This window comes from Candidatus Leptofilum sp. (assembly GCF_965223285.1).
GTDB lineage: Bacteria > Chloroflexota > Anaerolineae > Promineifilales > Promineifilaceae > Leptofilum.
This window is the reverse complement of the sequence record NZ_OZ244997.1, coordinates 3,998,163-4,019,401: the sequence shown is the minus strand read 5'-3', so window position 1 is coordinate 4,019,401 and position 21,239 is coordinate 3,998,163. Positions and strand designations below refer to the sequence as shown.

Sequence of the window (21,239 nt, the reverse complement as noted above, 5' to 3'; positions counted from 1 at the left end):
ATCAAAGGTATCCGCCTTACTAAAAGTTTATGTTATAATGTGTGCAATTACTTTGGGATTATCTAAGGTTTTACACACATGGTGCAAAAACCTGATTATGATCGCCTTTATGAAACAGCCGAGGGGCAGGCGGGTTATTTCACATCCAAGCAAGCAAGAAAACATGGTTTTTCTTGGGAGCGGCTTTCGGATAATGTGAAACACGGCCGTTTCCTTCGTATATTTCGAGGAGTTTATCGTCTGTCGCATTTTCCCAGTATGGCTCATGAAGATTTGTTTGTAGCCTAGTTGCGAACAGGCCCCAATTCTATCATCTCTCATGAAAGTGCTTTAACGGTTTACGACCTCTCAGATGTTCTTCCCGGCGAAGTCCATGTGATTATACCTCGCACTGCATCCAGGCGGCGTCCGGGATTGCGCCTCCACACCAATCGCCTGAAGCCGGAGGAAATTACCAACCGGGAAGGATTGCAAGTTACAACGGCCGCACGTACCATTGCGGATGTAGCCATTGATGGTTTGGCCGAAGAACAAATCGTGCAAGCAATTCAAGAGGCACTACAACGTGGATTGACAACACGGAAAGAACTTATGGCTCAGGCAATGTATCAAGGTGGGCGAGCAAAGAGAATCATTCACCAAACGCTGAAAGGGGATGATCCGTTATGAGATATAAAAGTGGTTTCGCTTTTCGGCGAGCATTGGAAGATCGACTACGTAAGCAGAGCTTTCAATCTGGCACCCCCGCGCAATCAACAATTGACGATTTCGGCGGAACTAGGTATCAACTGCAATCATTCCTTGATGGACGCACGTTTGAAAACTTTCAGCTTGACGTTGGTGTTGGCGATCCCCTTGTCGATCCGGTCGAATATCTGCAAACAACAAATTTGTTGGCGTTTGCCGGTTTTCCGCCCACTGTGGTGCCTTGCTATCCTGTCACACAGCAGATTGCTGAAAAGCAACATGCCTGTACGCGAACCTTTCAATCTGGCGCGAGTACACGGATCAAGGATTATCTGGATATCCTTTTGCTAGCGGGCATGGGTGCGATTGACTGCCGTCGCCTGCAGGAAGCGATTCGTTCTACTTTTCTTGTCAGAGACACCCATCCTGTGCCGCCGAAGGGTTGGGAACGGCCGTTTCAGCGAACGGCAAGTGAAATACAGCTAGAATACACTTCGCTTGAAGAAGCAAACACAGCCATGGAAAAGTTTCTAAATCCGATATTGGGCAATGAGACTATCGGCATTTGGGATCCTCTCCGCCGGGCTTGGGAGTAGTTTACTTACATCAGGCTGAATGTGCCTGTTTGGATCAAAATCCCGCTGCCCCGACAAGTGTTAAAAACGGCCGTTTTTTTGCTACTCTAATGAGACCTTTGATGACGCTGTGCGATTTTAGCGCGAGGGCGACCTGCTTATTGAAAACTGGGTGCCGATCGACCTGATCGATCTCTGCCGTCAGATGGGCGTTGACCTCTTTGACCGCTTGCGTTACCAGGTTGAAATGCAAAAGGGGGGCACACCCTGGTTTGTGGGTCCGGGTTAAGATTTTTGATTGTAACTGACCGAACCGAAGGGTTTGCCTCAAGTAGAAACGTTACGAAGATACCAAACCTTTCGGGTCTACTTTTGGCAACTGTTACTCATGTCTGCAGACCCTCCTCAGATCAACACAACCAAAATACACAAGCCATGTAAAGGCACAAAAACCAAATAATAAAAGGCTACTTGAGCCAAATGACCACTTTGACAGATTCGTGTTCCTAACGAAGCAAAAGCGCGGTAAAAGAGGGTTAAAAGGAGTTAGTCAAGATATCGTTCGTTTTCTAGACCCATAATAGTGAGGTTGCGCTCTCAATTAAGATGCTTAGTTTTCTTACCAAAGCATATTGTAAAAAAGCATTTGCGATATTCTTCTAATTCCTACGATATGATCATCTAATCAAATAGAATAAAAATATCAGACTGTTATTTAACCTTCTGAATCATCTCCAATCATTTCCACAAACTACCCCACCATTTAATAGCATAGCCGCTAATTGTGTTTTTTCTTGCCTTTTTCACCATTTAGCTTCCACATCGAGGACATTTGCGACTAATTTTCTTGACTGACTCTCTTATCTGAGCAATGCTTTCCGCAATTTAGCCAGTTCATATAAGTTTAGCAATTGACATCCTCTATTATAATCCCTATAATTTGTTTTGTAATTACATAGTTACAAACGCCCATTGGATAGGTTGTTTAAGGAAAAACATTGGAGCCTGTTCAGCACATTTTGATTAATTGTTGCGTCTTTTAACAACAAAATCTTTTTCAGGTGACTATACTGCATCAGGCTAAATCACCAGCAGAACATATAGGATTGTACGTGATGCAAACAACCGAAACATTCATGAAATTTGTGTCCATTAATCAGTTGCAAAACAGAATGCGCTCCCTTGTTAAGGCGCGAGAGTTTGGCATTTTCGCCTTCTTAATAGCTGCCATCATCATCATTGGTGTTTTACGGCCGTCTTTCCTCTCACCGAACAATGTGTTTAATATGGGTCGCCAAATGGCGCAAATTACCATTATGGCCGTGGCGATGACATTTCTCATTACGGCGCAAGAACTCGATCTTTCCCTCGGTTCGACGTTTGGTTTTTGTACGCTTGGCATGGCTCTTTTGGCGAAAAACTTTGGTCTCGACCTCTGGGCTTCTTTTGGGGTAGCTATTCTTGCCGCAGTTGTTATCGGTTTTGTTAACGGCTTCATTACAACCCGTGGCGGCATACCGTCCTTCATTGTCACATTGGGCATGTTGTCTATCGTGCGCGGGCTAACCTTGCTGATGTCTCCTTGGCCCGTTTCTGGGCTGGAGCATCCGTCATTTTTTACTGTTCTGGCGGGGGATATCGGCAATATCTCAGTCCAAATATTGTGGATGATTGCCATCGCTGTGCTTGGCTCACTGGTCTTGAATAGAACCAATTACGGCTATCACGTCCGGGCAACTGGCAGCAATCGGGCGGCGGCTTTGCTGTCGGGCATCCCAGTGAATCGCGTGAAGATGGTCGCCTTCATCATTGTGTCCATTTCGGCTGCTCTGGCCGGGGCTTTGAGCTTTGCCCACCTAACTTCGATCTCTCCCACTTCAGGCGCTGGCCTTGAGCTAACGATTATTGCTGCTGTGGTCATTGGCGGCACCAACCTTTTTGGTGGTGAAGGCACGGTAATTGGAACTGTACTGGGTGCCGCTCTGCTTACAGTGATGCGCAACGGTGTTGTGCAGCTGGGCGGAGAGGGTCGTTTACAAGAAGCATTTCTAGGTGCAATTATCATCATTGCTGTTCTAATTCACACTCACCTGGGAAAACAGGGAGGGCGTATGGAGAAGTAGAGCGGTTATAATTTTGAGTTCAATTGTGGAAATTGGCTATAAGGGAGTCGGTTTCCAGTTTTGAAAAAGGATTTCTTTCTAAGGAGAGAGAAAAATGAAAAAGAGTCTGATTTTTGTATTCATACTCCTGCTGTTCACCTTGGTTGCTATGGGGTGTACATCTTCTGAAGGGGCCAGTGAGGCAGCGGCTGATGAAAGCACAACGGCCGTATCCGAACTAGAACCGCTGGAGATCATTTTTGTGACGCATGATCTTGGTGCCGGTATCTTTGCCCCAGTCCGTACAGGAATGGAGGATGCCTGCGAGTTAGTCGTGGCCAATTGTGAATTCCTTGGCCCACAATCTTATGATCCAGCAGAGCAAGTTAGCTTGATTGAAGCCGCAATTGCTAAAAACCCCGACGCAATTGTAACGACCCGCCCAGAACCTGGCACCTACAACGACGCCATCGAAAAAGCGCTAGATGCTAGCATATTAGTGATTGCTTTTAACACCAACGACCCCACGGCCGATGCCAGCCTGCCTGTTCCATTTGTAGGTCAGGATTTCACTAACTACGGTGTCGTATGGGCACAAGAAGTTATGAAAGATCTTCCTGATGGTGGCGATATTGTTATTACAGACTGCTGTCTTGGTCATTATGCGCTTGAAGAACGTAACCGTTCCTTTATCGAAACATTAGAGGAAGAAGGCGGCGAGAAATGGACTGTGCGCGATGTTCTGGATACTGGCGCCGATGAAACCACAATTTTTGGCGTTATTGAAGCGTATCATCAAGCAAATCCCGACGTTGATGGCATTTATGGCGTGGACTATTACAGTCACGTAATTGCCCAATATATCAAGAACAATGATCTACAAGATGAGCTGAAGACAGGTGGTTCAGACATGGGGCCTGGTAATTTGGATGGTCTTGAAAACGACTATGTTTCGTTTGCTCTAGGTCAAAATCCCTATCTGCAGGGCTTCTATCCGGTCATGATGGTCCATTTAAGTGAACGATTCGGCATCCGTCCCATTTCTATTGATACAGGAACAGATGTCGTAACGCCCGCAAATTTTAATGAATACAATCCAGAATATCGTTAGAAGTGTGCATTAGAGAATGTTGGGAGTAGGGGCGTGTATTCGTTAATCACCCCCTACCCCTTAGGTTTTCATCTATAGGTGCAATCCGGCAATGGATCACAAAGAGAACATCATAGAATTTTCTGGGATTACCAAAAATTTTGGCGGTGTGCGTGCATTGCAAGATGTTAGCTTTGCAGTGCCAGATCGCGAAATCCATGCGCTTGTTGGTGAAAATGGTGCTGGCAAGTCAACCCTCATTCGCATCTGTGGTGGGGTGCACGCACCAGATTTTGGCAAGATGGTTTTTGATGACGAGGTTGTTCAGTTCCGCAACGTTCAAGAGTCGCAACAAGCTGGCATCAGTATTGTCCATCAAGAAATACCTATCTGCCCCCACCTAACCGCTGCTGAAAATATCTATCTGGGACATGATCTGCCTAAGCGCAGAGGGCTGATTGATTGGCAGCAGGTTAACAACAATGCCAAGGCACTTTTTGATAGATTACAAGTAGATATTGATCCGAAATCTCTCACGTCAAATTTATCAATTGCTCAACAGCAAATGGTGGTCATTGCTCAGGCCCTTTCCCTAGATTCAAAATTGCTTATTATGGATGAGCCTACCTCAGCCTTGAACAAAGACGAAACCAGACGACTGTTTGCACTGCTGCGTAAACTCAAAGAGCAAGGTCTCACCATTATCTATGTCTCTCATCGACTTGAAGAAGTTTTTGAGATTGCCGATCGTATTACTGCCTTGCGCGATGGCCAATATATTGACACGATCGATCGAAAAGATGCAACGCCTGAAGCAGTCGTGCGCCTTATGGTCGGCCGTTCTGTTGATAGTGTCTTTCCTAAGCAATTTAACCATCTTAGTGAAGAGCCTTTATTAAGTGTGGAGCAATTATCTGTACCGGGCTTGTTCCGAGATGTAACCTTTGACCTTTATGGGGGTGAAGTGCTGGGGTTGGTTGGGCTGCAAGGGTCTGGAACCAGCGCGGTTCTTAGAGCTTTGTATGGGGTTCACCCCGAAGCAACAGGAGTGATTCAGGTCAGCGGCCAGCCTATCACCCTTAAAAATTCGCTTGATGCTATGCGGAATGGCATTGCCTACGTCCCTGCGGATCGTCAGGCCGAGGGCTTGTTTACCCATATGTCTGTGCGGGACAATACAGGCCTGCTGCTGCTGCGACAGTTGGCAAAATCATTGCGACTTATTCCCCTGAGCAAATTGAGTAAAGAGGTTGGGCTGCTTGTGCAGAAGTTTAGCATACGCACTGCTTCAACCGACGCGCCGATTACGAGCCTGTCTGGTGGAAACCAGCAGAAAGTTGTCATTGCCAGATCGCTCTCCAAAGAACCACTAATTATCCTATTAGATGATCCGACACGAGGAATTGATGTAGGGGCAAAATCTGAGGTACACAGCTTGCTTAATAAACTTACTGCACAGGGGTTTGGGGTCTTATTGGTCTCTTCAGAACTCCCAGAAGTGTTGGCGATGAGCGATCGCATTATTGTCATGTACCGTGGCGAAGTGCGCGGCGTTCTTAATCATAAAGAAAGTGATCATGAGATGGTGATGTCACTGGCTACTGGTGTTGAAGGAACGGCCGTTTCCTCCCACAGCCACACTATTCAACCAACTTCGGCTCCCAGCCGATGAATCGCTTAGAAACTATCCAAGAAAAAAAGAAGGGAAAAATGAGCAAAAATGGAACAACTGATATGACACCACGCGAACGAGTCTTAACTGCGCTTCGACACGAACAGCCGGACAGAGTGCCGGTTGATTTCCTGGCAACGCCAGAAATTTGGCAGCGTCTACTAGAAAAAGTCAAGCCCGATGTTACGGCCGTCGGCCACTCCGACTACTTCGATCCGGCCTGGGAGGCAATCTTGCGCCATTTTGAAGTAGATTGCCGGGTTCTCTCTTACGATCAATTTTTCAACCCGCCGGAATCGCTGCTACATGAGGGTGCCAAGATTGAATGGTGGGAAGCCTACAGCCGCTCGACCCCAAACCGTATGTGGCGTCAGCATTTACCGAGTGACGATTATTATGATTTGTGGAGCCACCACATACGGATTGTAGAAAATCAATCAGGCAATTATGAAGAGTTTGCCACCTGGCCTTTAAGCAGTGCCACTAGCATTGCCGAGCTTGAGCAACATCCATGGCCAGAGCCAGATTGGTGGGATTTTAGCCCGCTGCCGGGCATTATTGAGCAGTTGGACGCGCATGAGGAGTACCATGTTCGGTTCCGCATTGGCTCTGTGTTTGAGATTGCCTGGCAGCTACGAGGCATGCAAGAATTTTTGATGGATTTGCCGCTTAATCCGGAATTTCCTCAATATATCATGAACCGCCTGACCGACATTTATGTTGAAAATACTAGGCGCGTGCTAGACCTCGTTGGTGATCGGCTGGATATGGTCTACTTTTATGATGACGTGGCCACGCAAAACTCGCTGATGATTTCTAAGAAGATGTGGCGCGATTATGTACGGCCGTGTCACGTACGCATTATCAATGTGGCCAAAGAGTACGGCGTACCGGTCATGTACCATTGCGACGGTGCTCTTTATCCACTCCTGGCTGAAATTGTAGACATGGGTGTTGACTTATTGAACCCAGTTCAGGCAGACGCCAAAGGCATGGATCCACAACTATTGAAGTCAGAGTTTGGCGAGCGCCTTAGCTTTCATGGCGGCATAGACATCATCAAGACGCTGCCGCGCGGCACTGTGGACGACGTGAAGAATGAGGTAGCAGAGCGCATCCGGGTGTTGGGCAAAGATGGCGGCTATATTTTGGCTAGCTCACACCACATTCAGTCTGATACACCGTTGGAAAATGTCTTTGCCATGTATGACTTAGAAAATCGACTTTACAAATAAAACAGAAAGGATTTGATATGAGCCGCGAAGAAGAAATCTTAGATGGTCTTTACGAAAATACGTTAAATGGAATGGCCCCGCCGGTAGTTGAACTTACAAAAGAGGGGATCGCGTTAAATATGGACCCGATGGTTCTATTATTTGATGCTTTGATTCCAGCTTTGGAGGAAGTCGGCCGTTTGTTTGAAATTGGTGAATATTTCGTGCCAGAGATGCTCATCGCTGCCAAAGCCATGTCCGGAGCAATGGAAATTTTGCAGCCGCTGATCGCAGAAAGTGGCGCAGAACCCCTCGGCACTTTCCTGATGGGAACCGTTAAAGGCGATATTCATGATATTGGCAAAAATCTCTGTAATGTGATGTTAGAAGGTGCTGGGTTTAAGGTGATTGACATTGGCGTAAATGTCGCCCCAGAAACCTTTGTTGAAGCTATTAAGGAACATAAGCCGGATGCAGTCGGCATGAGTGCTTTTCTCACGACAACCATGCCCATGTTTATCACCAATATCGAGGCAATAGAGGAAGCGGGCTTGCGTGACCAAGTGAAGATTCTGGTCGGCGGTGCGCCTGTCACCCAAGAATATTGCGACACTGTAGGAGCGGACGGGTTTGCACCTGATGCGAACTCTTGCGTTCGGCTAACAAAGCAGCTACTAGGCATCCCTGCATAAACATTGAGCCAAGGAAATAAAATGGAAACGATACTTAGTTCCAAAACAAAAACCGTCATTATTGGACCAGAACGGCCGTTTACCATCATCGGCGAACGCATAAACCCCACCGGACGCAAGCTCCTGGCAAAAGAGATGGCCGCTGGTGACTTTAGCCGTGTTGAAAAAGATACCATCGCCCAGGTAGAGGCCGGAGCCCACATGCTTGACGTGAACGCGGGGATTCCCCTTGTTGACGAACCAGAAGTGCTGGCACAAACAATCAAACTCGTGCAATCGATCACCGACGTGCCTATCTGCATTGATTCCTCAGTGGTCGCTGCCTTGGCGCGGGGGCTGGAGGTTGTTGAAGGCAAAGCCCTTGTCAACTCCGTTACTGGTGAGGAAGAACGGCTGGAAGCGGTGCTGCCGCTGGTCAAAAAGCATAGTGCGGCCGTTATTGCCATCTCCAACGATGAAACAGGCATTTCCGAAGACCCGGATGTGCGCTTTGCCGTTGCCAAGAAGATCGTGGAACGTGCTATGGATCACGGCATTCCTAAGGAAGATGTGATCGTAGACCCGCTCATCATGCCTATTGGGGCACTTCCTACGGCTGGCCAGCAGGTGTTTAAGCTGCTGCGCCGCATCCGGGAAGAGCTTGGCGTCAATACGACAGGTGGGGCAAGCAATGTTTCCTTTGGGCTGCCCAATCGTCCCGCCATCAATGCTCACTTCCTCTCGATGGCTATTGCCTACGGTCTGACGTCGGCCATCACCAACCCGATTGAAGAATCGATTCGTGAATCTATCTATGCCGCCGATATGTTGGTTGGTCATGATGAAAACTGCATGAGCTGGATTCGTGCCAACCGAAAGCCTGCCGCTGATGGAAAAGCAACGTCAAGCGCGGCGCGTTCTCGTCGTCCACGCAATGTCTAAGACAACTTCAACGCAATCCCCCCTTGTCATTTTTATGCCGTCTGGTCGTCGTGGTCGGGTGGCGCAGGGCACGCCTGTTTTGGAAGCAGCCCGCCAGCTTGGTGTAGAAATTGAGAGTATTTGTGGCGGCCATCTAACTTGTAATAAATGCCGGGTGCGTGTGGAAAACGGCCGTTTCAGCAAACATGGCATTACCTCCAACGACAGCCACCTTTCCTCCATTAGGCAGGAAGAGCGCCTGGCCCTGGACAGGCTTAACAGCCCAGAGTGCCGCCTATCCTGCACGGCTCGGGTAGAAGATGATGTTCTTATCTATGTGCCAGAAGAAAGCCGAGGGCAAAAGCAGATCATCCGTAATCTGCTACAGAGCGAGCCATTACCATCAACCCAGCGGTTCGCCAATATTACATCGAGGTTGACCAGGCTGAACTGGGTGAACATCGCGGAGATTGGGGGCGGCTGCAGGATGCACTGGCAGCCAAATGGGGCTTGACCGATTTGCAAATTGAGCTGCGCGTGCTACGCACATTGCAAGCAACTTTGCGACAATGCAAGTGGAAAGTGACGGTCACAGTTTGGCATGAACGTGAAGTGATTGATGTACAGCCAGGTTATGTAGAAGGAACGTACGGCCTGGCTGTGGACATTGGCAGCACTACCGTTGCTGGCTACTTATGTGATCTGCGCACTGGCGAAATACTGGCAACAGAGTCGTTAATGAATCCTCAGGTAGTGTACGGCGAAGATTTGATGAGCCGTATTTCTTATGCAGTTGAGCACAGTGACGGGCTGGAAAGGATGCACAAAGCCATTATCGACACGCTGAACAAGCTGTCTGCTCAGGCTGCCCGCAGTGCAGGCATTCGTGCCCGCACTATTCACGAAGCTGTGTTTGTGGGCAATACAACAATGGTGCATTTGCTTTTGGGTATTCATCCGGTTGAATTAGGCGGTGCGCCTTTTGCGCTTGCTAATCGAGACGGCATGGATGTGAGTGCGCGTGAAATGGGACTTCGGCTACATCCTGGCGCACGGGTGCACGTGCTGCCTGCTGAAGCTGGGCATGTGGGCGCGGACAATGTCGGTGCGCTCATCGCCGAAGAGCCTTACAAACGGGATGAAATTACATTGTTAGTCGATGTGGGCACAAATGCTGAAATTGTGCTGGGCAATCGAGAATGGATGTTTAGTGCCTCTAGCCCGACCGGGCCAGCATTTGAGGGGGCGCAAATTAAGCACGGCATGCGCGCCGCGCCGGGAGCGATCGAGCGGGTGCGTGTTGACCCCATCAGCCAGGAGCCACGGTTTCGGGTTATTGGTGAAGAACGCTGGTCGGACGAATGGGATTTGTCACCGGAGGCGGCATTGTCTTCTCAACCAAAGATGCTGGCAGCCGGTATTTGCGGATCGGGGATTATTGAGGTGGTTGCGGAGTTGTTTTTGGCAGGGGTGTTGTTAGCAAACGGCCGTTTCAATCCCAACTGTCACTCACCACGCTTGCGATGGGATACGCCCCAGGGTGCCTACGAGTTGGCGACTGCCGAACAAACAACCAACGGTCAGCCCCTGCTTATTACGCAAAGCGACATGCGCAATATTCAGCTGGCGAAAGCGGCTCTGTACGCCGGAGCAAAACTCCTGATGAATCGCGCCAAAATTAAGCAGGTGGATAGAGTGATTCTAGCCGGTTCCTTCGGCAGCTACATTGATACTAAACACGCTATGATTTTGGGTCTTATTCCTAATTGTGACCTGGCTCATGTGCATGCTGTGGGCAATGCAGCCGGTGACGGCGCCAGAATTGCTTTGCTGAATAAACAAAAACGAACAGAAGCGCAAACGCTGGTTGAATGGGTAACGTATGTGGAAACGGCCGTAGACCCAATGTTTCAGGAGGAGTTTGCCAACGCCATTCATCTGCCGCATGCATCCGATCCTTATCCCCATATTGCCGAGCTGTTACCCAAACCACCTCCACTAGCTAACAACGGCACAAGCCGGCGAACGCGACAGACAGTTTTGAATCGGCAACCACAATCAGAATTGGCCAACGAACAATAAAAGGCAAAGCAAGAAATGGCTAAGTATCAGATAATATATTGGCGGGATATTCCGGCGCAGGTAAAGGTAGTGGCTGGACGACAACGTGTAGGACGGCCGTTATCCAAGCGATTTCCAGTAGCTATTGATGAAGCCGCTATGCGCTCCGGCAAAACTGAGTCCACTGACTATCTTGCTGAGTGGCGCAACAGCGACTGGCAAGAGCGGGATGGGGAAATCGAAGAAATTGCTGACGCGCTAGTCGATGAGCTCGAAGCAGACTACCCACCCCAGCGACTACGCACCCTCATCCAACAACACGGCCTGGAACAAACCTGAATAGTTAAGTTATTCAACAATGGGCGGAACATCGTTGTCTGCAATCATGCGACGACGTTCGATGTAAGCAGGAAGAGCTACTTGTCCTTCACCCATAAACCAAGCATTGGGATCCGTGCTGGCAACCAAAGCGATATTCGCCCAAGGATTAAATGAGCCAGAGCGTACCACTACTTTGGCACGATGAGCAATATCATCAACTAATTGCTCATGCGTCGTTAGCTTGAAAACTGCCCCGGATCCCGTGTAGATTTCCGTAAGTGATCGATAAAGCGGCTTGTTCATTTCCAGGATGTCACCGGCAAAGTGAACTTCTTCTACAAAAATTTCTTGCCGCAAGACACATAATATATCTAAGATGTCTGGCAGCCCTTCGTAAAAACCTAAGTCGATCCGGTTGGCGGCGGCAGGGATAGGAAATCCAGCATCGGTTACAAGCAAAATATCTGAATGCCCCAGGGTCGCCAATGCTTCTGCCAAACCTGGATGAAGAATACGATTGGGTCTCATAATTTTCTCCCTAATTCATGTAGTACAGTTGTTTAAGTGAGCCGAAGTTTGTCATAAAAATCCAACGAATAATTGCAGCTTGCTAAGCCGACCACCAAAATCCAACAAATGCAAACGAAGTTTGCGATTCCAGTAGCGTCATCCGTTCCTCTCCAAAAAGGCATCAACCTCAGCGCGATTATGGTATGAGGGTACGGTATCCCAACGTGTACAGCATAAACCAGCGACAGCATTGCCAAAGCGAGCTGCTTCAGCAACGGTGAGCCCTTCTAATAGGCCAGTCGCCAGGGAGGCGTTGAAGCTGTCTCCGGCGCCGTTGCTGTCAACAATATCGGCAATGGAAAATGCAGGAACCTCAGTAACGCTGTCTGCTGTCACAATCAGGCTGCCTCTCTCACCTAATGTGACCAACACAGTACGGCAGCCGCGCGCCAGCAGCTGCTTGGCCAGTTCAGCCTCATCCGCTTCATCACCAGGCATCATGCCCAGGCAAACACGGAGTTCTGTTTCGTTTGGGGTGAGAATATCAACGGCCGTTAAATCCACATCTCTTAAATCGTAAGCTGGAGCCGGGTTGAGAATGACCGTTGCCCCGGCATCATGTCCCACTTTTGCTGCGTGAAGAGCCGTCTCTAAGGGGATTTCTAGCTGAATTAAAACAACAGAATCATTGTTGATGATAGCGGCCGCTTCATCAACATCCTCAGGGGTGAATAACTGATTGGCACCTATATCAATGGTAATGATGTTGTGGCCGTCGGCCGATTTAATGATGAACCCCGCACCCGTCGCCAGCTCTTCATGGCTCTTCAAAAAGTCAATATTGACGCCTTCTTCAACCATTAAATCAGCAAATGCTTTGCCGAAGTCATCATCGCCAATGGAGCCGACAAAACGCACATCTGCCCCTAGCCGTGCGGCCTGCACAGCCATATCGGATCCCTTGCCCCCATAGGCGGTGCGGAAGTTCTTAGCCAGAATTGTTTCGCCCTTCGCAGGAATTCGCTCTGTATCCATTACCAGCGCCACAAGGTAACTGCCGATAATGACCAGTTGTCCGTTTGATTCAGTGGTCACAATGGTAACCCTCCTTTTAAGTCAAGCGCGTCACAGATTAAAATTGGAGAAACGTAAACTGTGACACCTCAAGGTTTGGCGGTTCATTCCGCTAAAATTTCTCTAAGAATGAACTGCCAAACACTTAATCTGGATATTCGTCGATTATTTTAGAGCCTGTGCTGCTGCCAATAAGCTCTGCGCCAGCATTTAGCAGTTCAATAGACCATTCGTAGCCATTTACTTTGCCAGAAGCCTTCACCCGGCTTTTTGTACCCTCGGTCACGGAACGGATCAAGCGCATATCTTCAACTGTAGCAGGTATACCACCTTCTCCCCATCCACTGGAGTTCTTGATCCAATGAACCTCGGCTTCCGTTAAGAGCTGGACTGCATGGCGCTTTTCTTCCTCGGAATAAAGGAAGCCAAATTCTAGCATGGCTTTTATTTCTCGTCCCTCGGCTGCCCTGACAAGTGCCGCCCCTTCCTCACGGAACTCATCATACATGCCAGAACGATAAAAGCCCATGTTGGGTTCATAATCGACCGTGTCTGCTCCCAAAGCGAAGCATTCACGAACGAGGGCAATCTTGGCATGTAGGCTTTCACCCCCCATTGGCAAGCCAATACAGGTTGCCACCTGAACATCTGTCCCTCGCAATATTTCTTTGGCCATTGGCACCCAGCACATCTGCACCATTGTGGCGTCAAATCCGTACTCGCCACACTTTTCAACGTGAGCAGCAATCTCTTCGCGCGAAGATTGTGGTCTGACGTTTGTAAACTGGATTAGCTTAGCCAGTTCCTTTTTGGACAATTGCCTCGCATCTACATATGGTTGGTTTACCATCCTCTTTTACCTCTTTTAAATCTTGTTATGTTGTTACAAAATTGACTTATTGTAACTATGTAATTACAAAGTATAGGCATTCTGGCCTATTTGTCAATACTTATAACAGAGAACAAAGAGCCTCATCATTCAGGTCAACCAATGTAAAATTAAGAAGGAAAAAATCCTTTAAATTGATCTGATAACTTCAGCATATTTTGCACATGCAAAGGGCGGCAGTTGGCATTTGGCATAAAAATACGTAAAATGATCGGGTAAATTGCCAATCATCCAGATGCGAAAATCTTTCGAAGATACAAAAGGCTTCTCTCTGCATCATAAGGCAGACAGTACAATGATTGAGCAATAGATCCGCAGCGGCTATTGGAAATACTTAACAGGTGTCAAGTGAGTCAAATAAACAAACCACCAAGCAAAGGATTGGAAGATATCACATCTTCTGATGTGATTGATAAAAACAGTCCCGTTCCGCTTCATCATCAGCTAGAACAATTTTTACGGGATGGTATTGACAACGGCCGTTTCCCGGCCAATGAAAGGTTACCAACGGAGCAAGAGCTGATGGCATTCTTTGGCTTAAGCCGCACACCTGTGCGCCAGGCCTTGGGCAAGTTAACCAATGCCGGTCTTGTCATTCGCAAGCGTTCATTAGGCACTGTTGTGCTGCCACAGCGCTTCGAAGAGCAGCTAAGCTCACTCTCTACATTTACCAAAGAAGTTGAAGGACGAGGTCAGGTACCCCGTGCCCACCTCGAGCAATTCAAGGTGCAAACGGCTGATCCAAAGCGTATCAAATATCTCAAACTTGCTCAGGGCGCAAAAGTTTATTTTATTCAGCGAGTGCGCTTCATTGACGATGTACCAGTTGGTGTACTGAACTCTTACATTCCTGTGGTTGTAGCCCCATACTTGCTGGAAACCGATTTCAAAGAGACTGGGTCTCAGCAATCCATTTATCACGTCCTTAGGCATCAGCACAATATCAAGTTGGTGCGTGCTACAGAAACCTTCAAAGCTGTCCTTCTCGACCGAAAAACGGCCGCACTCCTCAACCATCCTCCAGACAGCCCATTCCTCTTACGTAGCCGCATTGCCTATGATGAAACAAACAGACCCATTGCTTATGAAAATGGTTACTACAGTGTCTCTTATCGCATCGAGTGGATGGGAGAAGAGATCGCCAACGTTGCCAATTTCATGACTGATGATCAAATCGAGCTTCTCGACACTGAACATTAGAGGTTTTATCTAACCCCTTATTTTGCCTGCTCCATCAAGAACTCGTCATACACCAATGTGTGTATTTAGGTTTGTCGCGCTTTCTTACCCTTTTTCCCCAAACGCTTATACAAAAAGCTCAAGATTCCCTCTCAATAGTCGTTCATAGTTGACAAAACAAAAATAATGGCATTATAATGACAACATTACTTTGTAACTACATAGTTACAAAAATTTAGTTTTGCTATTTCATTCTGGTAGCAAAATACTGTCCCTTTGAAGAAGTTGTTTAGCTTGAGGTAGCAAGAGGAGAGCTTCATATGGCAAATTTTGAAATCAATTACAAGCCAACCATGCCCACCAACACAAATTTAGCAATTGGATGTATCGGCTCAGGCTTCATTATGCGCGATGTTCAGCTAGTTGCTTACAACAATGCAGGGTTAGACGTCGTTGCGATTGCCTCACGGACACCAGCCAATGCTCAAGCAGCCGCTGATGCCAGAGGAATTGACACCGTTTACGACACCTGGCAAGAGCTGCTCGACGATCAGCGTATTGCAATTTTGGATATTGCTTATCCGCCTGATCAACAGTTAGCAATCATACGTGAGGCAGTTAAACGCAAGCACATAAAAGGCATTTTGGCACAGAAACCGTTAGCTATGAACTACGAAGAAGCCAAAGAAGCCGTTGGCCTTTGCACTAATGCCGGGATTGTACTCTCTGTAAATCAGAACATGCGCTACGATCAATCGATGCGAGCGCTAAAATCCTTGCTTGATCAAGGGGTATTGGGTCAACCTGTCCTTGCAACCATAGAAATGCGGGCAATCCCTCATTGGCAACCATTTCTTGAAGAATATGATCGCTTAACGTTGCTCAATATGAGTATCCACCATCTCGATATTTTCCGGTTCTTGTTTGGCGACCCAGACAGAGTTTTTGCCAGTGTAACGCAAGATCCTCGAACAGGCTTTGAGCATAAAGACGGAATCGCACTTTACATTCTGGAATACGCGAACGGATTTAGAGCATCTGCCTGGGACGATGTCTGGACAGGTCCCGTACGAGAGGGAGCCGAAGGTGATATGTACATCAAGTGGCGAGTTGAAGGAACCGACGGTATGGCGCATGGAACGATAGGCTGGCCAAAGTATGGTGATAGTGATTCCCAAAGCACGCTGCAATTTAGTACCAAGCAGGAACCAAACATGTGGTTTACTCCCACTTGGCCTGAGGTTTGGTTCCCAGATGCCTTCATTGGCCCAATGGCTCAGCTTATTGAGGCTGTTCAAAACGGTGCAGAACCAGAGCTTTCAGGGGAAGATAACTTGAAGACGATGGCACTTATTGACGCAGCCTATCATTCTGCAGAAACCCATAATAGCGTACACATTGCTGACATGATGTAAGCAACAGGCTTATCTGTCTGGCGGATGAGAATTTGTAAAAGTGTTGTGATTTAAATCAATTTATATTGCTTGGAAAGGAGTTAAAAAATGAAGCTAGGTGTGATTAACTCAGTATTTTTCGGTACAGAGATCGATCCTTATGGTGAAGGGATTAAGCTAGTCAAGGAGATGGGTTTCGACACGATCGACGTCTATCCAGCCGACGGCGAGATTTCGGTCGAACAGATGGCAAACGTTAAGAAGTATTCGAAAGAATATGACATTCCAGTGCGTGCTGGTGTGGCCCTTATTTTTGGCTATTTCTCGCCTAATCGTCCTGTCCGCGAATTTGCCAAAAAACTCGGCCGTCAGCTAGTTGATATTTCTGCTGAAATGGGTGCTCACAATATGCTCATCGTCAATGGTGAATATTTTTGGCAGCTAGAAACTGGCTTTGATAAAGATTGGATATTTAACATGGCTGTAGAAGGCACTCGCGATTTGGGCGAACATGCAGCAAAGTGCGGTTTAAAGATTGCTGTAGAGCTTGAACCGTTCAAAATGTCAATCGTCAATAGCATTGACTCAATGGATGCGTTTTTAAGTGCCGTCGATCTCCCGGATACAGTAATGGCCAACGTAGACTGTTCACATTTACACCTTGCAGACATTTCCCCAACAGAAATTCAACGCTTGAAAGGTCGCATTGCTCATGTGCATATTTCAGATGCTATTGACAAGCATGGCGATTTACCACCGGGACGCGGCACAGCACCCATGCAAGAGTACATTGATCAACTGAAGATTGCTGGGTTTGATGGTACGGTCGCCTGTGAACTAGAGTGGCCTCCGGATCCCTCTAGAGAAGGTGTCTTGGCCTGGGTCAAAGAAGCAGGTGATGCCACGGCTCAACTCATGCGAAATGCGGGCGTGCGTGATTAACGCTGCTGCACATCAAGAGGTTTCAACCAGACAGGTAAGGTTGGTTAACCTTACCTGTCTACGTAGCAAACCACAGAATACACTTTGAAAACCGAAGGGCGATTTTTCTGTAGTTTGCTTAGATAAAAGCGGGAGAAACGGCTCTTCCTATTTCTAACTACTATTTTCCCGCTTTTACACAGTAAAGCTAGCCCCGAAGTATTTAGACAGACATATCGAGGAGAAGAAAATGTCAAGAAATGCAAAAATTCGTTATCTAGCACTGTTGTTAATCATTATGCTTCTCGCAGCAGCCTGCGGGGGTACGGAAGAGGCAGACCCAACCGTAGATGCCCCAGACACAGGTGGTGAGACAGAAACAAGTACGGAAGAGGAAACAACCGAAGAGACAACAATTGAAGATGGCCCTAAGTATCGTGTGGGCGTGTCCAATGGTTTTATCGGCAGCGAATGGCGCGGCCAGATGCTTAGCAATATGGAAGAAGTTGCTGACGAATTGGGTATTGAGCTGATTATCGAGAGTGGCGACGTTGATATTCAGGGACAAACGCAGCAAATTCAGAATTTACTCAATCAAGATATCGATGCGCTAATTGTCAACCCCAACTCGACAGACGCTCTCAATCCAATTTTGGAAGAAGCAGTAGAAAGCGGTATTCCCGTGATTGCCATCGACCAGGAGACGTCGGCCGAAGGTGTCGTTACAGTAACGATCGATCAAACCGAATGGGGTCGGATCATCTCCCGCGCGTTGTTTGAAATGATGGGCGGTGAAGGCGACATTGTGGTCATCGAAGGCTTTGTGGGTCACCCGGCAAACGAGTACCGGATGGTGGGCTTTGATGAAGTCTTAGCTGAGTATCCAGGTATCACCGTCGTTGGTCGCGACACGGGTCAATGGGACCAAGCGACGGGTCAGCAGGTGATGTCTGACTTCCTGGCCTCAATCCCAAATATCGATGGCGTGTGGACGCAGGACGGGATGGCAGTAGGTGCGCTGCGGGCTGTGCAAACCGCAAATCCTGATCAATGGCCAATTATGCTGGGCGAAGGCCGCGCTGGCTATTTGCAGCTATGGGATGAGGTGCGGCAGGAGAACCCGGACTTTACAGCATTTGCGGCCGTTAACCCGCCTGGGTTAGGTGCCAGTGGTCTGCGCGTTTTGTATGAAGTGTTAGAAGGTTGTGAAATTGATCAATCGAAATTGGAAGGTGGCTACAACAGCACCATCCATGTGCCCATCCCCTTCACAATCGATGAGAGTAACTTTGAGGAACTGCTGGCTGAATACCAGGATTTCCCCGAATCATACACGTTAGACGGCATTATCTCTCAAGCAGATGCCGCTTCTTACTGCGTCGGTGCTGCCAGTGGTGCCGCCGAAAGCGAGGAAGAAGCAGCTGAAGAAATGGAGATGGTCATGAGTCCAGATGGCGATCCATTCCGTATTGGGGTCTCCAATGGCTTTATCGGCAGCGAATGGCGCGGTCAGATGCTTAGCAATATGGAAGCCGTAGCTGACGAATTGGGTTTAGAATTGGTTATTGAAAGTGGTGACGTCGATATTCAAGGTCAAACGCAGCAAATCCAAAACTTGCTAAACCAGAACATTGATGCCTTGATTGTCAATCCTAACTCGACAGACGCACTGAACCCGATCCTCGAAGAAGCAGTAGAAAGCGGTATTCCTGTGATTGCCATTGATCAGGAAACATCAGCTCTAGGTGTTATTACTGTAACCATTGACCAGACGGAGTGGGGCAGAATTATTTCCCGCGCGTTGTTTGAAATGATGGGCGGCGAAGGTGACATAGTGGTCATCGAAGGCTTTGTGGGTCACCCGGCAAACGAGTACCGGATGGTGGGTTTTGATGAAGTCTTAGCTGAGTATCCGGACATCACTGTGGTAGGTCGTGACACGGGTCAATGGGACCAGGCGACGGGCCAGCAGGTGATGTCAGACTTCCTGGCTTCAATCCCAAATATCGATGGCGTATGGACGCAGGATGGTATGGCTGTAGGTGCCTTGCGGGCAGTACAAACCGCAAATCCTGATCAATGGCCGATCATGTTGGGTGAAGGCCGCGCTGGCTATTTGCAGCTATGGGATGAGGTGCGGCAGGAGAACCCGGACTTTACGGCGTTTGCGGCCGTTAACCCGCCGGGGTTAGGTGCCAGTGGTTTGCGCGTGATGTATGAAGTGTTGACTGGCTGCGAGATTGACGAATCAAAGCTGGAAGGTGGCTACAGCAGCACGATTCATGTGCCCATCCCTTTCACAATCGATGAGAGTAATTTTGAGGAACTGCTAGCCGAGTATCAGGATTTCCCCGAATCATACACGTTAGACGGCATTATTTCTCAAGAAGATGCCGCTTCTTACTGCCAATAAAGTAGCTGAATACTCATGACAGATGTATCGCTTTCAGCTCAACATATCGTCAAACGGTACGGTGGCGTAACCGCACTGGCTGACGGCAACCTGGAAATTAAGGCCGGTGAAGTCGTTGCGCTGTTGGGTGCCAATGGAAGCGGCAAGAGTACGTTGAGTAAGATCATCACAGGTGTAGTTGCCCCCGATGAGGGGCAGCTATTCCTGGATGATCAGCCGATGCAATTTGCTACACCGCAAGCCGCTACCAGATTGGGGATTAGTGCTGTTTATCAAGAACTCAGCCTTATCCCCGATATGAGTGTCGCGGAGAATATCTGGTTGGGGCATGAACCGCTGCGGTTCGGCTTAGGCCTAGATCAGAAGGCGATGCGCCAGCAGACGGAGGTGCTGCTTAATCTGTTTGAGGGCACCTTCCAGCCAGACTTGACGCCCGATGTCCCTGTCAGCACCCTTCCCCCTGATGAACGACAATTGGTCGAAATATTGAAGGCGTACAGCTTGAAGCCACGTCTGCTGATTCTTGATGAGGCGACGGCCAGCCTGGACGGGCGGCAAGTTGTGCGCTTATTTGAGTTGGTGAAACGGTGGATTGATGAGGGGATGGCCATTGTTTTTATTTCACACCGGATGAACGAGATTTTCCAGGTGGCTGATCGGGTGACTATTTTGACGAACGGCTGTACCGTGGGAACCATGCCGCTGAGTGAAACGAGTGAACAGGAAATTGTTGACTTAATGATTGAAGGTGCTATTCCGCCGGAGGAAACAACGGCCGCGAAACATACTGTTCCTGCCGACGCCCCGGTGCGCTTGCGCGTCAATAATTTGCGGACAAACGTTCTCAACGACGTGAGCCTGGAAGTGCGTGATGGAGAGCTGCTGGGCATCGGTGGCCTGCAGGGACAGGGACAAAACGATCTGCTTCTGGCTCTTTTTGGGGCTGTTCCTTACAGCGGTGACGTTACGCTTTCCGGCGAGCAAGTTCATTTTACACACCCGCGTCAGGCCATGGCCAAGGATGTGGCTTTTGTACCGGGCGACCGAACCGCAGAAGGTTTGCTACTCATTCGCTCCATCTTAGAGAATTTACAGCTGCCGTCATGGTCTAAATACGGCCGTCCCCTTAACATGAAAGACGCTGCCTCTTCCGCTCAAACCGTAGTCTCTAACCTCAAGTTGAAGATGAGTGCCCTTGATGCGCCGGTTAGCACATTGAGCGGTGGCAACGCCCAGAAAGTTGTCATTGGCAAATGGCTGCTGCGCCAGCCCAAACTGCTGCTGCTCAATGATCCGACCAAAGGCGTGGATGTTGGTGCCAAATCTGAATTTTACCAACTATTAATCGAACTGCGCCGTTCCGACACGGCCATTCTGTTTTACAGCAGCGATGATGAGGAACTGCTTGGCCTTTGTGATCGCATCCTCATCATGCATGATGGCAACATTCACACAGAATTAGCTGGTGAACGGTTGGATCGCAAGCATCTGGTAGCAGCCAGTTTAGGAGCGACCCACGAAAATGAACCAAACGAATAAGGAACC

At 48.4% G+C, this 21,239-nt stretch carries 20 protein-coding genes; 17 read left to right on the top strand and 3 right to left on the bottom strand.

Translation table 11 applies throughout. The features are described from left to right. The first annotated feature begins 78 nt into the window (after positions 1-78). The 12 genes from ACOQPU_RS18125 (at position 79) to ACOQPU_RS18070 (ending at position 11,332) form a co-directional block, all read left to right on the top strand. Entirely contained in the window at positions 79-288 is a 210-nt protein-coding gene (locus ACOQPU_RS18125) for a type IV toxin-antitoxin system AbiEi family antitoxin domain-containing protein (protein ID WP_420641239.1), read from the top strand. Positions 289-414: 126 nt separating this feature from the next. Next, positions 415-669: a hypothetical protein gene (locus tag ACOQPU_RS18120; RefSeq protein ID WP_420641238.1), complete on the top strand. Its 255-nt coding sequence runs from the start codon at positions 415-417 to the stop codon at positions 667-669. Next, the gene (locus ACOQPU_RS18115; protein WP_420641237.1) at positions 666-1,283 is read left to right on the top strand and encodes a nucleotidyl transferase AbiEii/AbiGii toxin family protein; all 618 of its coding nucleotides are present in this window, start codon (positions 666-668) and stop codon (positions 1,281-1,283) included. The genes ACOQPU_RS18120 and ACOQPU_RS18115 overlap by 4 nt, the downstream gene beginning before the upstream one ends. A gap of 1,094 nt (positions 1,284-2,377) precedes the next feature. Continuing rightward, positions 2,378-3,385: an ABC transporter permease gene (locus ACOQPU_RS18110; RefSeq protein ID WP_420641236.1), complete on the top strand. Its 1,008-nt coding sequence runs from the start codon at positions 2,378-2,380 to the stop codon at positions 3,383-3,385. A gap of 94 nt (positions 3,386-3,479) precedes the next feature. Next, the gene (locus ACOQPU_RS18105) at positions 3,480-4,475 is read left to right on the top strand and encodes a substrate-binding domain-containing protein (protein WP_420641235.1); all 996 of its coding nucleotides are present in this window, start codon (positions 3,480-3,482) and stop codon (positions 4,473-4,475) included. A 91-nt stretch (positions 4,476-4,566) separates the two neighbouring features. Beyond that, positions 4,567-6,126 carry a sugar ABC transporter ATP-binding protein gene (locus tag ACOQPU_RS18100; protein ID WP_420641234.1) on the top strand — a complete coding sequence of 520 codons (1,560 nt, stop codon included), beginning with the start codon at positions 4,567-4,569 and terminating at the stop codon, positions 6,124-6,126. Between the two features lie 38 nt (positions 6,127-6,164). Next, positions 6,165-7,361, top strand: a complete 1,197-nt coding sequence (locus tag ACOQPU_RS18095) for a uroporphyrinogen decarboxylase family protein (protein WP_420641233.1) — start codon at positions 6,165-6,167, stop codon at positions 7,359-7,361. A 17-nt stretch (positions 7,362-7,378) separates the two neighbouring features. After that, positions 7,379-8,032: a corrinoid protein gene (locus tag ACOQPU_RS18090; protein ID WP_420641232.1), complete on the top strand. Its 654-nt coding sequence runs from the start codon at positions 7,379-7,381 to the stop codon at positions 8,030-8,032. Between the two features lie 21 nt (positions 8,033-8,053). Continuing rightward, positions 8,054-8,953, top strand: coding sequence for a methyltetrahydrofolate cobalamin methyltransferase (locus ACOQPU_RS18085; protein ID WP_420641231.1), 900 nt, complete (start codon positions 8,054-8,056; stop codon positions 8,951-8,953). Beyond that, positions 8,901-9,446 carry a 2Fe-2S iron-sulfur cluster-binding protein gene (locus tag ACOQPU_RS18080; protein ID WP_420641230.1) on the top strand — a complete coding sequence of 182 codons (546 nt, stop codon included), beginning with the start codon at positions 8,901-8,903 and terminating at the stop codon, positions 9,444-9,446. Before ACOQPU_RS18085 ends, ACOQPU_RS18080 begins: the two co-directional genes overlap by 53 nt. After that, the gene (locus tag ACOQPU_RS18075; protein WP_420645852.1) at positions 9,329-11,014 is read left to right on the top strand and encodes an ASKHA domain-containing protein; all 1,686 of its coding nucleotides are present in this window, start codon (positions 9,329-9,331) and stop codon (positions 11,012-11,014) included. Before ACOQPU_RS18080 ends, ACOQPU_RS18075 begins: the two co-directional genes overlap by 118 nt. A 15-nt stretch (positions 11,015-11,029) precedes the next feature. Next, on the top strand, positions 11,030-11,332 hold the full coding sequence (locus tag ACOQPU_RS18070; protein ID WP_420641229.1) for a virulence factor: 303 nt from the start codon (positions 11,030-11,032) through the stop codon (positions 11,330-11,332). 9 nt (positions 11,333-11,341) lie between these two features. Here ACOQPU_RS18070 and rbsD read toward each other — a convergent pair whose 3' ends face one another. The 3 genes from rbsD to deoC form a co-directional block, all read right to left on the bottom strand. Beyond that, positions 11,342-11,842 (bottom strand): D-ribose pyranase, encoded by a 501-nt coding sequence (gene rbsD / locus ACOQPU_RS18065; protein ID WP_420641228.1) that lies wholly within the window; start codon positions 11,840-11,842, stop codon positions 11,342-11,344. 138 nt (positions 11,843-11,980) lie between these two features. After that, entirely contained in the window at positions 11,981-12,919 is a 939-nt protein-coding gene (locus ACOQPU_RS18060) for a ribokinase (RefSeq protein ID WP_420641227.1), read from the bottom strand. Between the two features lie 124 nt (positions 12,920-13,043). Continuing rightward, positions 13,044-13,748 (bottom strand): deoxyribose-phosphate aldolase, encoded by a 705-nt coding sequence (gene deoC, locus ACOQPU_RS18055; RefSeq protein WP_420641226.1) that lies wholly within the window; start codon positions 13,746-13,748, stop codon positions 13,044-13,046. Between the two features lie 387 nt (positions 13,749-14,135). On the opposite strand from deoC, the gene ACOQPU_RS18050 reads away from it, so the two are divergent. The 5 genes from ACOQPU_RS18050 to ACOQPU_RS18030 all read left to right on the top strand — a co-directional run bounded on the left by ACOQPU_RS18050 (position 14,136) and on the right by ACOQPU_RS18030 (position 21,233). Beyond that, complete coding sequence (locus ACOQPU_RS18050; protein ID WP_420641225.1) at positions 14,136-14,987, top strand: GntR family transcriptional regulator; 852 nt, start codon at positions 14,136-14,138, stop codon at positions 14,985-14,987. 299 nt (positions 14,988-15,286) lie between these two features. Next, on the top strand, positions 15,287-16,381 hold the full coding sequence (locus ACOQPU_RS18045; protein ID WP_420641224.1) for a Gfo/Idh/MocA family protein: 1,095 nt from the start codon (positions 15,287-15,289) through the stop codon (positions 16,379-16,381). 87 nt (positions 16,382-16,468) lie between these two features. Continuing rightward, positions 16,469-17,302, top strand: a complete 834-nt coding sequence (locus tag ACOQPU_RS18040) for a sugar phosphate isomerase/epimerase family protein (protein WP_420641223.1) — start codon at positions 16,469-16,471, stop codon at positions 17,300-17,302. A 229-nt stretch (positions 17,303-17,531) separates the two neighbouring features. Next, positions 17,532-19,694 (top strand): substrate-binding domain-containing protein, encoded by a 2,163-nt coding sequence (locus ACOQPU_RS18035; protein WP_420641222.1) that lies wholly within the window; start codon positions 17,532-17,534, stop codon positions 19,692-19,694. Between the two features lie 15 nt (positions 19,695-19,709). Further along, the gene (locus ACOQPU_RS18030) at positions 19,710-21,233 is read left to right on the top strand and encodes a sugar ABC transporter ATP-binding protein (RefSeq protein ID WP_420641221.1); all 1,524 of its coding nucleotides are present in this window, start codon (positions 19,710-19,712) and stop codon (positions 21,231-21,233) included. Positions 21,234-21,239 lie beyond the last annotated feature (6 nt).